Here is a 17,843-nt window from a genome sequence, read left to right as displayed (position 1 = left end):
TGAAGAAATAAACAACCCGAAGAAGCTAACAGCGAGTTATGGATACTACAAGCTCTGAACCACGGATTTTCAGTCACCTGGATGACAAATCTTTCAGGCCTCTGCGCGGAGGCCGTAACCCTCATCTGCAAACCCTGCTACCCAGGCTGGTGCGACGTCGCATTACCCTGCAACCGCACTGGCAGCGCTTAACCCTGCCGGACAGCGATTTCGTCGATCTTGCCTGGAGTGAAGACCCGGCACAGGCGCGGCATAAACCTCGCGTGGTCCTGTTCCACGGTCTGGAAGGCAGCTTTAACAGCCCCTATGCGCACGGTCTGCTGCAGGCGTGGAAAGATCGCGGCTGGCTGGGCGTGGTGATGCATTTTCGCGGCTGTAGCGGTGAGCCGAATCGCCTGAACCGCATCTATCACTCCGGAGAGACCAGTGATGCCAGCTACTTCCTGCAGTGGCTGCGCGATGAGTGGGGCCAGGTGCCGACCGCCGCTGTCGGCGTCTCCCTCGGCGGTAATATGCTGGCCTGCCTGATGGGGCAACAGGGCGATAACTGCCTGCTGGATGCAGGCGTAGTCGTTTCCGCTCCGCTGATGCTGGAACCCTGTAGCCAGCGGCTGGAGCAGGGGTTTTCCCGTATCTACCAGCGCTATCTGCTCAATCTGCTCAAGCAGAACGCCACGCGCAAGCTGATGGCCTGGCCCGGCACGCTGCCCATAGAGCTGCCACAGCTGCGAGCACTGAAAAAGCTTCGCGCCTTTGATGATGCGATTACCGCCAGAGCCCACGGCTTTGCCGACGCGACCGACTACTATCGCCGCTGTAGCGGACTACCGCTGCTGCCCGGCATCAGCAAACCGCTGTTGATCATTCATGCACTGGACGATCCCTTTATGACCGCTGAGGTGATCCCCGATCCGGCCCTGCTGCCGCACAATATTGAGTATCAGCTGACCCGCTACGGTGGACACGTTGGTTTTGTAGGCGGAACGCTACGCCAGCCGCAAATGTGGCTGGAACAGCGTATACCGCAATGGCTTTCAACCTGGCTGGAACCCTGATGATTATTCCCTGGAAAGATCTCGACTCTGAAACGCTTGATAACCTGATTGAATCCTTTGTTCTGCGCGAGGGAACCGACTACGGTGAGCAGGAACGATCGCTGGAACAAAAAGTGAAAGACGTTCGCCGCCAGCTGGCCAGCGGAGACGCGGTGCTGGTGTGGTCAGAGCTGCATGAAACCGTCAACATCATGCCTCGCGGGCAGTTTAACGGCTGAGGATAATTTTCCCGGTCGCCACGCGGCGAGGATGACTTTGCACCGATAAACATGTTAGGAATGATCCGTCCGCCTATCTCTCAGGGAGTTGTTTACCATGTCAGCCAAACACCCGGTTATCGCCGTCACCGGCTCCAGCGGTGCAGGAACGACCACCACCAGCGTTGCCTTCCGGAAAATATTCCAGCAGCTTAACCTGAGGGCAGCGGAGGTCGAGGGAGACAGCTTCCATCGCTTCACCCGCCCGGAGATGGATATGGCCATCCGTAAAGCGCGCGATCTGGGTAAACACATCAGCTACTTTGGCCCGGAAGCCAACGACTTCGGACTGCTGGAGCAAACCTTTATTGAGTATGGGCGCACGGGTAAAGGCAAATCACGCAAATACCTGCATACCTACGATGAGGCGGTGCCCTGGAATCAGGTGCCCGGGACCTTTACCCCATGGCAGCCGCTGCCTGAACCCACCGACGTGCTGTTCTATGAGGGTCTGCACGGCGGCGTACTCACCCCGCAGAATAACGTGGCGGAAAACGTCGATCTGCTGGTTGGCGTAGTGCCTATCGTCAACCTTGAGTGGATACAGAAACTGGTGCGCGATACCAGCGAGCGCGGCCATTCGCGCGAAGCGGTGATGGATTCGGTGGTGCGTTCAATGGAAGATTACATCAACTACATCACGCCACAGTTTTCCCGCACCCACCTGAACTTCCAGCGCGTTCCGACCGTAGATACCTCCAACCCCTTCGCCGCCCGTGGCATCCCGTCACTGGACGAGAGTTTTGTGGTTATTCACTTCCAGGGGCTGGAAGATATCGATTTTCCCTATCTGCTTACCATGATTCAGGGCTCATTTATCTCCCATATTAAAACCCTGGTGGTGCCGGGCGGAAAAATGGGCCTGGCGATGGAACTGATTATGGGCCCACTGGTTAAGCGACTGATCGAAGGGAAAAAAATCAGCTAATCGGATGGTCATCGCGACGATGACATAAGCTGCTGATGGATAAAACCAATGTGCAGCTGCACGCCAATTGGCAGAACATCTTCATCAAGGCGGAAGTGCGGATTATGCAAGCTCCAGCAGGTGCCTTTTTCCTCGTTGCCCGAACCGATAAACAAGAAGCATCCGGGGATAACCTGCTGGTAGGCTGAAAAATCTTCACAGCCAAACATGGGATGCGGCATTATTTTCAACGCGTCGGCGCCCAGCGTATCCACCACATTTTTTGCGGCGAAACGACAGGCATCCGGGTGGTTGAAGCCCAGCGTGTAACCCTTTGTCCATTCCAGCTTGTAGCTGGCCCCAACCGCCGCCGTCATGCCGCCGAGCATCTGTTCCATCATTTTTGGGATTTCAGTGCGCGTATTTTCACTCAGCGTGCGCAGGGTGCCTCTGAGATGTGCCACATCCGGAATAACGTTGTAGCCCCCGTCGGCCAGAAAACTGGCAATACTGAGCACGGCACCCTCGTTAGGGTCAAGCCTGCGTGAAATGATTTGCTGCAGCTCCTGAACAACCCCGGCACCTAACACCACGGGATCGCACGCCGTATGCGGCAGAGCAGCATGCGAGCCTTTCCCCTGCAGAATCAGATCGAAATTATCACTGGCCGCGCTAAAAACACCTTCGGTGAAACTGACGGTACCGGTAGGAAAAGCCGGCATCACGTGCAGACCAAAAATCATCGAAACCCCATTAAGCACACCCAGAGAAACCAGTTCCTGTGCCCCACCCGGCGGCACCTCTTCCGCATGCTGAAAAATAAATCTCACGGTTCCGGCAATCTGTTGTTGCAGCTGGCACAGTACCCAGGCCGCTCCCATCAGCATGGCCGTATGCGCATCGTGACCACAGGCATGCATGACGCCCGCATTACGCGAGGTAAAAGGCTCCTGGTTCAGCTCATGGATCGGCAGCGCATCCATATCAGCACGTAGCGCTATGCATGGGCCGGGGCGCGCCCCTTTTAGCTCCGCCAGCACGCTGTTAGGTGAGGGACGGCTAAGGGTTAATGCACCCCATTGCTGAAGCTCGCTGGCGACGTAATCCGCAGTTTTTTGCTCATGAAAAGAGAGCTCGGCATGCTCATGAATATGTCGACGCCATTGCAGTACTCGTGGGGTGATATCTTTAATCAGTGACGCGGTTTGAGATTTCATAGTTACTCCTGTAACGGTGAAAAAGCAGCCAGAGCCGACTACCGGGCAGTGAAGCCAGTCACCCCATCCGTCACTCGTGTTCACCCGGTCAATGACCGGGCCAACAGCCGCAGAAAACGCATTTCATGGGTAGGGTGAATAGGGTGATAAAAACACAAATCAGTGCAAGATCTGTGGCGAACCGTGCCAAAACGGCCCTCGTACAGCAGGCTTACAGATCCCTCTCCAGACAATAAAAACGACAGCCGCTCCTTTTCTCACTATGCTGAAGCGAGACAACATGACACAACACAAGACAGCCAGGTCAAGCTGTGCTACAAACGGTGCTGTATTATTATTCTGGCATTGCAATGCATGGTGAAAACGGGACAACAGGATGAGCCAGACTCTTAACGGTATGGCCCGTTTGATTTTCCTATGGGAAGCGCCTGACAGGGAACTCCTTCCCTGTGTACCCGAAATATTTCAAAAAGCAGTTAACATTTCTGCAACCTGAGTGATAAAAGGGTATATTTAGGCACGATTACAATAAGAGGATAACAGCGAATGGTTCTCGGCAAACCGCAAACAGACCCAACCCTCGAATGGTTCCTGTCACATTGCCATATTCACAAATATCCATCCAAAAGCACCTTGATCCATCAGGGTGAAAAGGCAGAAACCCTCTACTACATCGTCAAAGGCGCAGTAGCGGTGCTGATCAAGGATGAAGAAGGCAAAGAAATGATTCTTTCCTACCTCAATCAGGGCGACTTTATTGGCGAACTGGGCCTTTTCGAAGAGGGCCAGGAGCGAAGCGCGTGGGTGCGCGCTAAAAGTGCCTGTGAAGTAGCTGAAATCTCCTATAAAAAATTCCGCCAGTTGATTCAGGTTAACCCTGACATTCTGATGCGTCTTTCTTCGCAGATGGCACGCCGTCTGCAGGTCACTTCTGAGAAGGTGGGTAACCTCGCCTTCCTTGACGTAACCGGTCGTATTGCACAAACCCTGCTTAATCTGGCCAAACAGCCGGATGCCATGACCCACCCGGATGGCATGCAGATCAAGATCACCCGCCAGGAGATCGGCCAGATCGTTGGCTGTTCTCGTGAAACCGTGGGGCGTATTTTGAAAATGCTGGAAGATCAAAACCTGATTTCCGCGCACGGTAAAACTATCGTGGTTTACGGTACGCGCTAAGCGGTTGTGGATCTGTGGCGCGACACTCTGGTCGCGCCTTTTTTTCTGTGGTATTGGGCATGTGGCGGAGAATCATCTATCACCCTGAAGTGAACTATGCACTGCGGCAAACGCTGGTGCTGTGCTTGCCGATAGCCGTTGGCTGGCTGTTAGGCGATCTTCGACAGGGTTTACTCTTCTCATTGGTTCCCGCCTGCTGTAACAACGCCGGTCTTGATACTCCCCATAAACGTTTTTTCAAGCGCCTGATTATCGGCGGCAGCCTGTTTGCCTTCTGTAGCTTTATGATCCTGTATGCCGGGGAACAGGGCGTACCGCTGCCGATCATCATGCTGGTGATGGCACTGATGCTGGGCGTCACTGCGGAAATCAGTCCACTGCATGGCCGTCTGCTGCCCGCCTCGCTCATTGCCGCCATTTTTACCCTCAGCCTTGCCGGAAGAGTTCCCCTCTGGCAACCGCCGCTGCTCTATATTCTCGGTACCATCTGGTACGGGCTGTTTAACTGGCTGTGGTTCCGCCTGTGGAAAGAGCAGCCGATGCGTGAAACGCTTAGCCTGCTGTATCGCGAGCTGGCCGACTACTGCGAGGCGAAATATACGCTGCTGACCCGGCTGACCGACCCGCAGACGGCCCTCCCGCCGCTGCTGGCACGCCAGCAGAAAGCGGTGGATTTAATTAATACCTGCTATCAGCAGATGTATATGCTGGCCGCCAGCCAGGATAACCACTATCAGCGGCTAACGCGGGCCTTTCAGGTGGCACTGGATCTACAGGAACACATTTCCGTCAGCCTGCATCAGCCGGAAGAAGTGCAAAAGCTGGTGGAACAGAGCCACGCCGAAGCGGTGATCCGCTGGAATGCACAAACCATTGCTGCCCGGCTGCGAGTGCTGGCCGATGACATTCTCTATCATCGCTATCCTGAACGTTTCACCATGGATAAACCATTGCAGGCACTGGAGAAAATCTCCCGGCAGAATAAAGAAAATCCGGTGGGGAATTTCTGCTATTACCATTTCAGCCGCATCGCCCGTGTGCTCCGCACCCAGCGGCCGCTGTATCGACGCGATCTGATGGCGGATCGTCAGCGCCGGTTACCGCTGATCCCGGCGCTGAAGAGCTACCTGTCGTTGAAATCTCCGGGCCTGCGCAGCGCCGCACGCTATGGAGTGATGCTTGCCTTTGCCAGCTCGCTGGCGCTGTTTTTTAATCTGCCCAAGCCCTACTGGATACTGATGACGGTCATGTTCGTCAGCCTCAATGGTTACGGTGCCACTCGGGTTCGCATTCAGCACCGGGCAATGGGAACCCTGGCCGGACTGGTCATTGCCGCCGTTATGCTGCGCCTGCACGCACCGGAATCGGTGATGCTGCTGGTTATGCTGGCCCTGACGCTAATCGGTAATCTGTTTATCCGTAAATTCTATGGCTGGGCCACGATCGGCTTTACCATTACCACAGTATTCACGCTGCAACTGCTGTCGCTCAACGGTGTGCAGCTGCTGATACCGCGCCTGATGGATACGCTAATTGGCTGTCTGATTGCCTTTGGTGGGATGATCTGGCTGTGGCCGCAGTGGCAGAGCGGGCTGTTAAGGCAGAATGCCCACGATGCGCTGGAAGCCTATCAGGAAGCACTGCAGCTTTTGCTGGGACAGGAACAGGAACCGGCAAAACTGGCCTGGCAGAGGATGCGGGTCAATCAGGCCCACAACGCGCTGTTTAACTCACTGCATCAGGCGATGCAGGAACCAAACTTTAATGCCAGCTATCTGAAGGATATGCAGCTGTGGGTGACCCACAGCCAGTTTATTGTCGAACACATTAATGCCATGACGATTCTGGCGCGCGAGCACACCATGCTCACGGAATCACTGGCACAGCGCTATTTGCAGTCGTGCGAAATCGCACTGCAACGCTGCCAGCAGCGCCTGGAATATGATGGACCCAGCTCAGACAGCAACGTACTGGAAGCGCCGGAAGATTTTCATCAGGGGCCGGTGACCATCCTGGAACGGCACGTGAAGCGTATTCTCGGCCACCTCAGCACCATGCACACTATCTCGTCACTGACCTGGAGCCAGCGCCCGCATCAGGGCCGCTGGCTGTCCCGGCGTTTACGCAAGTCGCCCTAGCCTAAAACTTTTTCTACCGCTGCCGCAAAGCGCTTCATCCCTTCGGTAATATCCGCAGGATCGATAACCAGCGATGGTGCAAAGCGCATCACGTCCGTACCGGCTACCAACACCATCACCCCTTCAGCCGCTGCGGCATTCAGGATGTCGCGCGCTTTACCGGCATGCTGCGGTTTCAGCGCGGCACCGATCAGCAGCCCCATTCCACGGATTTCGCTGAACAGATCCAGTTTGGCATCCAGCGCCTGCAGGGCATCAACAAACAGCTGACGCCGCTGCGCCACGCCGTCCAGCACCTCTGGGGTATTGATAATATCCAGCGCCGCTTCCGCTACCGCACAGGCCAGCGGGTTACCGCCGTAGGTGGTGCCGTGTACGCCAGGGGCCATCACCGATGCGATCTCGTTGGTGGTCAGCATCGCACTCACCGGGAAGCCGCCGCCCAGCGCTTTCGCCGTGGTGACGATATCCGGCTTCACGCCGTAATGTTCATAGGCAAACAGCTTGCCGCTGCGGCCCATTCCACTCTGTACTTCATCCAGTACCAGCAGCGCATTATGCTCATCACACAGCTGACGAAGCCCCTGCATAAATTCCTGAGTCGCAGGCGTTACGCCGCCTTCGCCCTGGATCGGCTCCACCACGATGGCGCAGGTGTGATCGTCGATAACCGCTTTGACCGCCGCCAGGTCGTTAAACGGCACATGGACGATGTCGGCAGGCTTCGGCCCAAAGCCGTCGGAGTACTTCGGCTGTCCACCGACGGAAACGGTAAACAGCGTACGGCCATGGAAGGCGTTATGGAAAGCGATGATCTTGCTTTTAAACGGGCTGTGGCGCTGGGTAGCGTAATAGCGCGCCAGCTTGAATGCCGCTTCGTTGGCTTCTGCACCGGAGTTAGCAAAGAACACGCGCTCGGCGAAGGTAGCAGCAATCAGCTTGCTGGCCAGGCGCAGGGCAGGTTCGTTGGTGAAGACATTGCTGGTATGCCACAGGGTTTCACCCTGGGTTTTCAGCGCTTCAACCAGTGCCGGATGGCAGTGACCGAGCGCCGTTACCGCAATACCACCGGAGAAATCGACGTACTCTTTCCCTTCCTGATCCCAGATGCGGCTCCCTTTTCCTTTTACCGGAACGAACTGCGCTGGTGCATAAACAGGCAAAATCACTTCATCGAATGTTGCCCGCGTTACCGCTAATTTTTCCGCTGCCATCAACCACCTCGCCGTTTAATCTTTGCATTAATGTGAAAATATAGTCATGAAATATGCATAAAAAATCAAAAAAAGGCAAACACTAACTCAGTAGCGCAGGAAATTTTCCAGCAGCTGATGCCCCTGCTCGCTTAGGATACTTTCCGGGTGGAACTGCACGCCTTCCAGCGGCAGCGTACGGTGGCGAAAACCCATAATTTCATCCGGCTGGCCGTCGCGCAGCGTCCAGGCCGTCAGCTCAAATTCATCCGGCAGCGTCCCGGTCTCTACAATCAGTGAATGATAGCGGGTGACGGTCAGCGGATGATTCAGCCCGGCAAAAACGCCGCCGTCGTTATGCTCAATGGCCGAAGTTTTACCGTGCATGACCTGGCGAGCACGAACCACTTTGGCACCGAACGCCTGGGCGATTGCCTGATGCCCCAGGCAAACACCAAGCACGGGCACCTGACCGGCGAAATGACGGATCGCCGCCAGTGAGATACCCGCTTCGTTGGGCGTACACGGGCCGGGGGAGATAACCAGATGTTGAGGGGCCAGAGCGGCAATTTCAGCCAGCGTAATATCGTCGTTACGGCGAACGATGACGTCGGTGCCCAGTTCAGAAAAATACTGGTAGAGGTTCCAGGTGAAGGAGTCGTAATTGTCGATAAGCAGCAGCATGGCGAATTCCGGTAAACGATTTACGCCGCTATTTTACGGATTTTACACCGTTTCGCTTATTTCTTTACGGTAGAGAAGATGAGGCAAAAACCTGAACCAGCCCCGCAGACCGATTCAGGCACAGTGCATAAGCTTATGGCAGAACTTTGGCGGAGAGGATCACCACCGGAGTCACCGGCACATTCTGGTAAGGACCAACATTCTGGGTTGGCACCTGGGCAATCTTATCAGCCACATCCATACCTTTAACCACTTTACCAAACACCGCGTAACCAAAGTCCCGCTGGCCGTGATCAAGGAAGGCGTTATCCGCCACGTTAATAAAGAACTGGCTGGTTGCGCTGTCTTTTTCTGATGTACGCGCCATAGAAATGGTACCGCGTTTGTTCAGCAGGCCGTTATCCGCTTCATTTTTGATCGGAGCGTTAGGCTGCTTCTGCTGCATGTCAGTGGTGAAGCCACCGCCCTGCAGCATAAAGCCCGGGATCACACGATGGAATGTGGTGTTGTTGTAAAAGCCGCTGTTGACGTAATCAACAAAGTTTTTTACCGAAACAGGGGCTTTCTGATTATTCAATTCCAGCTCAATGCTACCTGCTGAAGTGGTCAGCAGTACATGTGTATCCCCTTTCGCGGCGAATGCAGAAGCAGAGATCGATGACAGTGCGAGAACTGCCGCCACCGCGGTCAAAGTACGTTTCAACATGAAATATTCCTTACTGAGGGCAATAAGCCATAAATACAACGCTGATTGTAAATAGGCACTTACCAACGCGCCAGCGTTTTACCTTTATTTACTCAGGAAGAAATCACGGTAGAACGGGCTGTCTGATGAATAAATGTGACAAAAATCACACTAACAATGAAATTCGAAAATTATTATTTCATTAAATATTCATGCAGATCACGAATATGGTTAAACTCCTACGGCATATCTCAGGTACTTCGCCTGAGGAACTTCCTTCCAGACAGGTTTCCACAATGACAAATCGCGATCGAATCGGACTTACCTGGATCAGCTTCTTCTCTTATGCGTTGACCGGTGCAGTGGTTATCGTTACCGGTATGGTACTGGAGAATATAGCAGAGTACTTCCAGCTTCCCGTGGCTCAGATGAGCAACACCTTTACATTCCTCAACGCCGGGATCCTGCTGGCGGTATTCCTTAACGCCTGGCTGATGGAAATCGTGCCGCTGAAGCGTCAGCTGATGTTTGGCTTCGTGCTGATGGTTCTGGCGATACTGGGGCTGATGACCAGCCACAGCCTGAGCGTGTTCTCGCTCTGCATGTTCGTGCTGGGCGTGGTGAGCGGTATTACCATGTCGATCGGTACCTTCCTGATCACCCATCTTTATGAAGGACGCCAGCGCGGTTCACGCCTGCTGTTTACCGACTCCTTCTTCAGCATGGCCGGTACTATCTTCCCGATTATCGCTGCCGCTCTGCTGGCGCGTGCGCTGCCGTGGTACTGGGTTTACGTGTGCATCGGCGTGATCTACGTGGCGATCTTTGTTCTGGCGCTGTGCTTTGAATTCCCGGTACTGGGCAAAAAAACGGCCAGCGGCGAGCCGGTCAAAAAAGAAAAATGGGGCGTGGGTGTTGGCTTCCTCGCGGTGGCCGCTCTGTGCTATATCCTCGGCCAGCTGGGCTTTATCGGCTGGGTTCCTCAGTATGCAACCAAAAGCATGGGCATGGATATCGGCCAGGCCGGTAGTCTGGTGGGCAACTTCTGGACCGCCTATATGGTTGGCATGTGGGCGTTCAGCGCCATCCTGCGCTTCTTCGATCCACAGCGTATCGTCACCCTGCTGGCCCTGCTGGCTACCGCGCTGATGTACTGGTTCATCACTACCACCGACGCCTCAATGCTGAAATGGATCATGCTGAGCCTGGGCTTCTTCTCCAGCGCGATCTACACCACCATCATCACCCTGGGTTCCCTGCAGACCAAAGTCTCTTCACCAAAACTGGTGAACTTTATTCTGACCTGCGGCACCGTAGGAACCATGCTGACCTTCGTGGTCACCGGCCCTATCGTGGAAAAAGGCGGCGCTCACGCAGCGCTGGCAACGGCTAACGGCCTGTACGCGGTGGTGTTTGTGATGTGTCTGCTGCTGGGCTTCGTCAGCAAGCACAAGCTGCATGGCCATATGAACTCGCATTAATTCTCGACCTTAATGCAGCTAACAAGCCGGTGCCTGTGCACCGGCTTTTTTTATATGTCATTCCGGTAAATCATCCGTTAACCCCCCTCAATACCCGACCGACTTTCCTCTCACGTTAAAAATCATAAAAGCTATGATTTCATAATGTTATGTAGCTAACATTTTTTCTGCCGCCTACCCACTAATGGGTATTTGCCGGGGGGGATTGATACACATCAATAACCTCGATATCCGAGAGGTTATCGTACGATCAGAATCTTATTAATGAGGCAAAGCATGAGTATCAAACTCGCCATCATTGGCAACGGTATGGTCGGCCACCGCCTGATCGAAGAACTGGTGGAAAAGTCACAGCCCGGACAGTTTGAGATCACTGTCTTTTGCGAAGAACCTCGCGTGGCCTACGACAGGGTCCACCTTTCCGCTTACTTCTCTCACCACACCGCCGAAGAGCTGTCGCTGGTGCGGGAAGGTTACTATCAGAAGCACGGCATCAATATCCTGATTGGTGAACGCGCTATCCTGATTAACCGCGAAGAAAAAGTGATTCACGCCAACAGCGGCCGCCTGGTGCCCTATGACAAGCTGGTGCTGGCTACCGGATCTCGTCCGTGGGTGCCGCCGATCCCCGGCGCGGAAGGTGCAGACTGTTTCGTTTACCGCACAATTGAAGATCTGAACGGCATTGAAGCCTGTGCCCGCCGCAGTAAACGCGGTGCGGTCGTCGGCGGCGGCCTACTGGGCCTGGAAGCCGCTGGCGCACTGAAAAACCTCGGTATTGAAACCCACGTTATCGAATTTGCCCCGGTGCTGATGGCCGAACAGCTCGATCGCATGGGCGGCGAGCAGCTAAGACGTAAAATCGAGAGCATCGGCGTGCAGGTGCATACCGGGAAAAATACCCGGCAGATTGTGCACCATGTTCCGAGAGGTAAAATCCTGCAGTTTGCCGATGACAGCCAGCTTGAGGTCGATTTTATCGTCTTCTCTACCGGCATCCGCCCGCAGGATGCGCTGGCGAAACAGTGCAATCTGGCCACCGGTACGCGCGGTGGCGTGGTGATTAACGACAGCTGCCAGACCAGCGATGCGGATATCTATGCCATCGGCGAATGTGCCTCATGGCGTGAGCATGTCTATGGTCTGGTCGCACCGGGCTATAAAATGGCGCAAATCGCCGCCGACCATCTGTTAGGCGGCAGCAGCCACTTCGAAGGCGCGGACATGAGTGCCAAACTCAAGCTGTTGGGCGTGGACGTGGGCGGTATCGGCGATGCCCACGGTCGGACGCCCGGCGCACGCAGCTACGTTTATCTCGATGAGAGTAAAGAAGTCTATAAACGCCTGATCGTCAGCGCGGATAACAAAATGCTGCTGGGCGCGGTGCTGGTAGGCGACACCAGCGACTATGGCAACCTGCTGCAGCTGACGCTGAATGCGATCGAACTGCCGGCCAATCCGGATGCCCTGATCCTGCCTGAGCACGCCGGAGCAAAACCGTCGATTGGCGTTGAATCGTTACCGGACAGCGCGCAGATCTGCTCCTGCTTTGATGTCACCAAAGGCACAATTGTGCAGGCGGTACAAAATGGCTGCCACAGCGTTGCCGCGCTGAAAGCGGAGACCAAAGCCGGCACCGGCTGCGGCGGCTGTATCCCGCTGATTACTCAGGTGTTGAATGCCGAACTGAGCCGCCAGGGCATCGAGGTAAACCATCATCTGTGCGAACACTTCCCGTGGTCACGCCAGGAGCTGTATCACCTGATCCGCGTCAATAACATCCGGTCGTTTAATCAACTGATTAACAAATATGGCAAAGGCTACGGCTGCGAAGTGTGTAAGCCAACGGTGGGATCGCTGCTGGCATCCTGCTGGAATGAATATGTGCTGAAGCCGGAACATACGCCATTGCAGGACAGTAACGACCTGTTCCTCGGTAATATTCAGAAGGACGGCACCTACTCGATTATCCCTCGCTCGGCGGGTGGCGAGATTACGCCAGAGGGCCTGATGGCGATCGGCAACGTTGCCCGTCAGTACAACCTGTACACCAAAATCACCGGCTCACAGCGTATTGGCCTGTTTGGCGCACAGCAGGACGATCTGCCGGCCATCTGGGAGCAGCTGATTGCCGCCGGGTTTGAAACCGGCCACGCCTACGCCAAAGCGCTACGTATGGCGAAAACCTGCGTGGGCAGCACCTGGTGTCGTTTCGGCGTCGGCGACAGTGTCGGCTTCGGCGTCGAGTTGGAAAATCACTACAAAGGCATCCGTACGCCGCACAAGATGAAATTCGGCGTTTCCGGCTGTACCCGCGAGTGTGCCGAAGCACAGGGTAAAGACGTGGGGATTATCGCCACCGAAAAAGGCTGGAACCTTTACGTCTGTGGTAACGGCGGCATGAAGCCTCGCCATGCCGACCTGCTGGCTGCCGATCTCGACCGCGATACGCTGATGCACTATCTGGACCGCTTTATGATGTTCTATATCCGTACCGCCGATAAGCTTCAGCGCACTTCGGTGTGGCTGGATAATCTGGAAGGCGGTATCGACTATCTGCGGCAGGTGGTGATTCACGACAAACTGGGTATCAACGCGCAGCTGGAAGAAGAAATCAATCGTCTGCGCGCACAGGTGGTTTGCGAGTGGACTGAAACGGTTAATGATGCGCAGCAGCGCGCTCGCTTTGCCCACTTTGTTAACAGCAGCATGCGCGATCCACTGGTGCAGATGGTGCCGGAGCGCGAACAGCATCGTCCTGCTCGGGTGCAGGAACGCATTGAGATTATCCAACTGGAGGAAAATGTATGAGCCAGTGGCAGGAGATTTGCCCGTTGACCAGTATTCTGCCCGCAACCGGCGTTTGCGCGATGGTTGGTAGCCAGCAGATTGCCATTTTCCGCCCGGGTGAAGATGAGCAGGTGTTCGCGTTAAGCAATATCGACCCGTTTGCCCACGCCAGCGTGCTGTCGCGCGGTATCATCGCCGAGCACCAGCAGGAGCTGTGGGTGGCCAGTCCGCTGAAAAAACAGCGTTTCCGTCTGCGCGATGGCCTGTGCATGGAAGATGAAGGCCACTCAGTTCCGAGCTATCCGGCTCGGATCAGTCACGGAATGATTGAGATAAACCTTGCGGCGGAAACCTCCGCCGCCTGACACATCCCTTACCGGCCGCACGCACCTTCGCATGCGGCCATCCTGCCGTTTTCTTTTGTGAGTCTTTATGGATTTTCTTCCTCTGTTCTGTCAGCTGCGTGATAAACCCTGCCTGCTGGTTGGCGGTGGCGACGTCGCCGAGCGTAAAGCCCATCTGCTGTTGGCGAGCGGTGCCCTCCTGCGCGTCTGCGCCCGTGAGTTTTCACCGCAGTTCCAGCTCTGGCAGCAGGCGGGTAAAGCCACGCTGATTACCGATCCGTTTAGCCCGTCGCTGCTGGATGACTGCTGGCTGGTGATTGCCGCCACCGACGATGAGGCGCTGAACCAGCGGGTCAGCCAGAGTGCCGACGCGCGGCGGATGTTCTGCAACGTAGTCGATGCGCCGCAGAGCGCCAGCTGCATTATGCCGTCGATTATCGATCGGTCTCCGCTGATGATCGCCGTCTCTTCCGGCGGGAATGCACCGGTCATGGCCCGGATGCTGCGTGAAAAGCTGGAAGCCCTGCTGCCTCTGCATCTTGGCAGGCTTGCAGCCTGGGGCGGTGCTCAGCGGCAGCGAGTAAAACAGCAGTTCAGCAGCGGGCAGCGCCGCCGCTTCTGGGAAAAACTGTTTAACCACCAGCGGCTGGCGCAGTCGCTGGCCAACGGCGACAGCCAGCAGGTAGAGCGGCTGAGCGAACAGTTATTTAACGAACCGCTGGAGCAGCGGGGCGAAGTGGTGCTGGTCGGCGCTGGTCCGGGTGATGCCGGGCTGCTAACCCTGAAAGGACTGCAACAGATCCAGCAGGCCGACGTGGTGGTTTACGATCGGCTGGTGTCCGATGAGGTGCTGGCCCTGGCGCGGCGCGATGCTGAGCGCATCTTTGTCGGTAAACGCGCGGGGCACCACTGCGTACCCCAGCACGAAATCAACCAGATCCTGCTCCAGCAGGCGCAAAGCGGCAAACGGGTGGTTCGTCTCAAAGGCGGCGACCCGTTTATTTTTGGCCGCGGAGCGGAAGAGCTGGAGGCACTACAGGGGGCCGATATCCCCTTCTCCGTGGTGCCAGGTATCACTGCCGCATCGGGCTGTTCGGCCTACAGCGGCATTCCGCTGACCCACCGTGACTACGCACAGAGCGTACGGCTGGTCACCGGCCACCTGCAGCAAAACGGCGAGCTGGAGTGGCGGCATCTGGCCGCAGAGCGGCAAACCCTGGTCTTTTACATGGGGCTGGCCCAGGCGGCAGAAATACGTCAGCAGCTGATCGCACACGGTATGTCACCGGAGATGCCGGTGGCACTGGTAGAAAACGGCACGTCAACGCGACAGCGTGTGGTCACGGGTTCACTGGCTGAGCTGGCTGAACTGGCTGAAGAAGTGGAAAGCCCGGCGCTGATTATCGTCGGCGAGGTAGTGGCACTGCGCGAGAAGCTGAACTGGTTCTGACAAACAAAAACGGGTGGCGGGAAGCCACCCGTTTTTATATTCAGGATTACGGCTGGGCGACGAAACCGACGGCAGCGTAAACCTTTTTCAGGGTTTCCTGCGCGCGGGCACGGGCTTTCGCCGCACCGTCACGCATAATCTGATCGAGGAAGGCTTCATCGTTGCGATAACGATGATAGCGCTCCTGCAGCTCGCTCAGCATACCGGATACCGCATCCGCTACGGCCCCCTTCAGGTGACCATACATCTGACCGTCGAACTCTTTTTCCAGATCGGAGACGGACTTACCGGTTACGCCCGCCAGAATATCCAGCAGGTTAGAGACACCCGGTTTGTTTTTCACATCGTAACGTACGACAGGTGGCTCATCGCCATCGGTCATCGCACGCTTAATTTTTTTCACCACCGACTTCGGATCTTCCAGCAGGCCGATGACGTTATTACGGTTGTCATCAGATTTGGACATTTTCTTGGTCGGTTCCAGCAGCGACATCACGCGCGCACCTGATTTCGGAATAAAGGGCTCAGGAACCTTGAAGATATCACCGTAGATGGCGTTAAAGCGTGCGGCAACGTCACGGCTCAGCTCCAGATGCTGCTTCTGATCTTCACCCACCGGCACCTGGTTGGTCTGATACAGCAGAATATCTGCCGCCATCAGCACCGGATAATCAAACAGCCCGGCGTTAATGTTTTCTTCATAGCGCGCGGACTTGTCCTTAAACTGGGTCATACGGCTCAGTTCGCCGAAGTAGGTATAGCAGTTAAGGATCCAGCCCAGCTGAGTGTGTTCCGGCACGTGCGACTGCACAAAGATAGTGCTTTTCTGTGGGTCGATCCCACAGGCAAGATATAGCGCCAGCGTATCCAGCGTTGCCTTACGCAGCGCTACGGGGTCCTGGCGTACAGTGATCGCGTGCAGGTCAACGATGCAGTAAACACAGTGATAGTCATCCTGCATCTGTACCCACTGACGCAGCGCTCCCATATAGTTACCGATGGTCAGTTCACCTGAAGGCTGTGCGCCGCTAAATACAATGGGTTTACTCATGTTTCCGTCCTGATAATTACAGCCCTAACGCGGGCATTAAATCGTTAAAGTGATCGAGCGTGATGTCAGGCTGACTGGCGGCCACGGGCTCACCGTAGTTGTAGCCGTAATTCATGCCGATACAGGGACATCCTGCCGCCTGTGCCGCCAGAATATCATTGCGAGAATCCCCTACAAACAGCAACTCACCGGGTAGCAGACCAAATTTTCCCAACACCATAAACAGCGGCGCAGGATGCGGTTTTTTGGCGGCGACGTCATCTCCGCCGATAACCAGCGAGAAGTAGTCCGCTATACCTAAAGACTGCAACAGCGGTGCGACAAACGGCGTCGGTTTATTCGTGACGATCGCCATCGGCAGATTCTGTGCCGCCAGCTTCGCCAGCGTCTCCTGCACATGGGGATAGAGCAGGCTGCCGCTTTCTACGGTGTCGGCATAATGCTTATCAAACAGAATACGCGCTTCACGCAGCGCCTCTTCACGCGGGGCATGGCCCTGCGCCCAGCTCAGGGCGCGCTCGATAAGAATGTCTGCACCGTTACCAATCCAGGTCGCAACACGCTCAACCCCTGCGGCAGGAAGCTGCAGCTCGATTAAAGCTGCATCGACCGCGCTCGCCAGCCCTGGTGCGCTGTCTACCAGCGTACCGTCGAGATCGAATGCCAGTGCGCGAATATCAGTGAAATGAGCCATGGCGGGATTTTTCCAGTTCAGTGCGCATATCGTCGATCACTTTCTTGTAATCGGGATGACCAAAAATTGCTGAACCGGCCACAAACATATCGGCACCGGCCGCTGCAATTTCGCCAATGTTATCGACCTTCACGCCACCATCGACTTCAAGGCGGATATCGTAGCCGCTGTCGTCAATCAGCTTACGAACCTCACGCAGCTTGTTCAGCGTGCCGGGAATAAACGACTGGCCGCCGAAGCCAGGATTTACCGACATCAGCAGAATGATGTCCAGTTTATCCATCACGTACTCAAGAATGCTGAGTGGTGTAGCCGGATTCAGTACCAGGCCCGCTTTACAGCCGTGCTCTTTGATCAGCTGCAGCGTGCGATCGACGTGTTCAGAGGCTTCAGGGTGGAAGGTGATGTAGTTAGCACCCGCTTTGGCAAAATCAGGGATCAGACGATCGACCGGCTTAGCCATCAGATGCACATCGATCGGCGCAGTAATGCCATAATCGCGCAGGGCTTTTAAGACCATCGGTCCCATCGTCAGGTTGGGAACGTAATGATTATCCATCACATCGAAATGTATCACATCACCACCGGCAGCCAGCGCCTTCGCCGTATCTTCACCCAGGCGGGCAAAATCTGCGGCAAGGATTGATGGGGCGATTAAAAACTGTTTCATCCGTTTCTCCCAGGCTAAACCCCTGATAGCCGTGGCGGCAGCCGATGC

General features: G+C 55.5%; 16 protein-coding genes. 9 read left to right on the top strand and 7 right to left on the bottom strand.

Annotated features, from left to right (window positions below; translation table 11 throughout):
• Nucleotides 1-38 precede the first annotated feature (38 nt).
• From OMR58_RS07940 to OMR58_RS07930, 3 genes are all read left to right on the top strand, one after another.
• Complete coding sequence (locus tag OMR58_RS07940; protein WP_200560880.1) at nt 39-1,055, top strand: hydrolase; 1,017 nt, start codon at nt 39-41, stop codon at nt 1,053-1,055.
• Nucleotides 1,055-1,273 (top strand): YheU family protein, encoded by a 219-nt coding sequence (locus OMR58_RS07935; RefSeq protein ID WP_105594023.1) that lies wholly within the window; start codon nt 1,055-1,057, stop codon nt 1,271-1,273. The genes OMR58_RS07940 and OMR58_RS07935 overlap by 1 nt, the downstream gene beginning before the upstream one ends.
• A 97-nt stretch (nt 1,274-1,370) precedes the next feature.
• Nucleotides 1,371-2,240 (top strand): phosphoribulokinase, encoded by an 870-nt coding sequence (locus OMR58_RS07930; RefSeq protein WP_105594024.1) that lies wholly within the window; start codon nt 1,371-1,373, stop codon nt 2,238-2,240.
• 8 nt (nt 2,241-2,248) lie between these two features.
• On the opposite strand, the gene OMR58_RS07925 is transcribed toward OMR58_RS07930, so the two are convergent.
• Entirely contained in the window at nt 2,249-3,436 is a 1,188-nt protein-coding gene (locus OMR58_RS07925; protein WP_264545641.1) for an amidohydrolase, read from the bottom strand.
• Between the two features lie 546 nt (nt 3,437-3,982).
• Here OMR58_RS07925 and crp point away from each other — a divergent pair.
• Both crp and OMR58_RS07915 read left to right on the top strand, forming a co-directional pair.
• Entirely contained in the window at nt 3,983-4,615 is a 633-nt protein-coding gene (gene crp / locus OMR58_RS07920) for a cAMP-activated global transcriptional regulator CRP (protein WP_048917664.1), read from the top strand.
• Nucleotides 4,616-4,674: 59 nt separating this feature from the next.
• Complete coding sequence (locus OMR58_RS07915) at nt 4,675-6,753, top strand: YccS/YhfK family putative transporter (protein WP_264545640.1); 2,079 nt, start codon at nt 4,675-4,677, stop codon at nt 6,751-6,753.
• Here OMR58_RS07915 and argD read toward each other — a convergent pair.
• The 3 genes from argD to ppiA all read right to left on the bottom strand — a co-directional run bounded on the left by argD (nt 6,750) and on the right by ppiA (nt 9,336).
• Nucleotides 6,750-7,967: a bifunctional acetylornithine/succinyldiaminopimelate transaminase gene (argD, locus tag OMR58_RS07910; protein WP_105594026.1), complete on the bottom strand. Its 1,218-nt coding sequence runs from the start codon at nt 7,965-7,967 to the stop codon at nt 6,750-6,752. The two genes, OMR58_RS07915 and argD, sit on opposite strands and share 4 nt — an antisense overlap.
• An 87-nt stretch (nt 7,968-8,054) precedes the next feature.
• Nucleotides 8,055-8,630: an aminodeoxychorismate synthase component II gene (locus tag OMR58_RS07905; protein ID WP_264545639.1), complete on the bottom strand. Its 576-nt coding sequence runs from the start codon at nt 8,628-8,630 to the stop codon at nt 8,055-8,057.
• A 133-nt stretch (nt 8,631-8,763) separates the two neighbouring features.
• Complete coding sequence (gene ppiA, locus OMR58_RS07900) at nt 8,764-9,336, bottom strand: peptidylprolyl isomerase A (RefSeq protein WP_264545638.1); 573 nt, start codon at nt 9,334-9,336, stop codon at nt 8,764-8,766.
• Between the two features lie 275 nt (nt 9,337-9,611).
• Here ppiA and tsgA point away from each other — a divergent pair, with 275 nt between their 5' ends.
• From tsgA to cysG, 4 genes are all read left to right on the top strand, one after another.
• Nucleotides 9,612-10,796: an MFS transporter TsgA gene (gene tsgA / locus OMR58_RS07895; protein WP_105594029.1), complete on the top strand. Its 1,185-nt coding sequence runs from the start codon at nt 9,612-9,614 to the stop codon at nt 10,794-10,796.
• Between the two features lie 276 nt (nt 10,797-11,072).
• Nucleotides 11,073-13,607 (top strand): nitrite reductase large subunit NirB, encoded by a 2,535-nt coding sequence (nirB, locus tag OMR58_RS07890; protein ID WP_264545637.1) that lies wholly within the window; start codon nt 11,073-11,075, stop codon nt 13,605-13,607.
• On the top strand, nt 13,604-13,951 hold the full coding sequence (gene nirD, locus OMR58_RS07885) for a nitrite reductase small subunit NirD (protein ID WP_264545636.1): 348 nt from the start codon (nt 13,604-13,606) through the stop codon (nt 13,949-13,951). The genes nirB and nirD overlap by 4 nt, the downstream gene beginning before the upstream one ends.
• 67 nt (nt 13,952-14,018) lie before the next feature.
• Nucleotides 14,019-15,380: a siroheme synthase CysG gene (cysG, locus tag OMR58_RS07880; protein WP_264545635.1), complete on the top strand. Its 1,362-nt coding sequence runs from the start codon at nt 14,019-14,021 to the stop codon at nt 15,378-15,380.
• A gap of 46 nt (nt 15,381-15,426) precedes the next feature.
• Here the strand turns inward: cysG and trpS are convergent, their stop codons facing one another.
• The 3 genes from trpS to rpe are packed head-to-tail and all read right to left on the bottom strand — an operon-like array spanning nt 15,427 to nt 17,795.
• Nucleotides 15,427-16,431 (bottom strand): tryptophan--tRNA ligase, encoded by a 1,005-nt coding sequence (gene trpS / locus OMR58_RS07875; RefSeq protein ID WP_105594033.1) that lies wholly within the window; start codon nt 16,429-16,431, stop codon nt 15,427-15,429.
• Between the two features lie 16 nt (nt 16,432-16,447).
• Nucleotides 16,448-17,125 (bottom strand): phosphoglycolate phosphatase, encoded by a 678-nt coding sequence (locus OMR58_RS07870; protein WP_200560889.1) that lies wholly within the window; start codon nt 17,123-17,125, stop codon nt 16,448-16,450.
• A complete protein-coding gene (rpe, locus tag OMR58_RS07865) occupies nt 17,109-17,795 on the bottom strand; it encodes a ribulose-phosphate 3-epimerase (protein WP_105594035.1) in 687 nt (228 codons plus the stop codon). Before rpe ends, OMR58_RS07870 begins: the two co-directional genes overlap by 17 nt.
• Nucleotides 17,796-17,843 lie beyond the last annotated feature (48 nt).

The organism is Erwinia sp. INIA01, from assembly GCF_025947915.1.
GTDB classification, from domain to species: Bacteria; Pseudomonadota; Gammaproteobacteria; order Enterobacterales; family Enterobacteriaceae; genus Erwinia; species Erwinia coffeiphila.
This window is presented reverse-complemented; position numbering and strand designations above follow the sequence as displayed.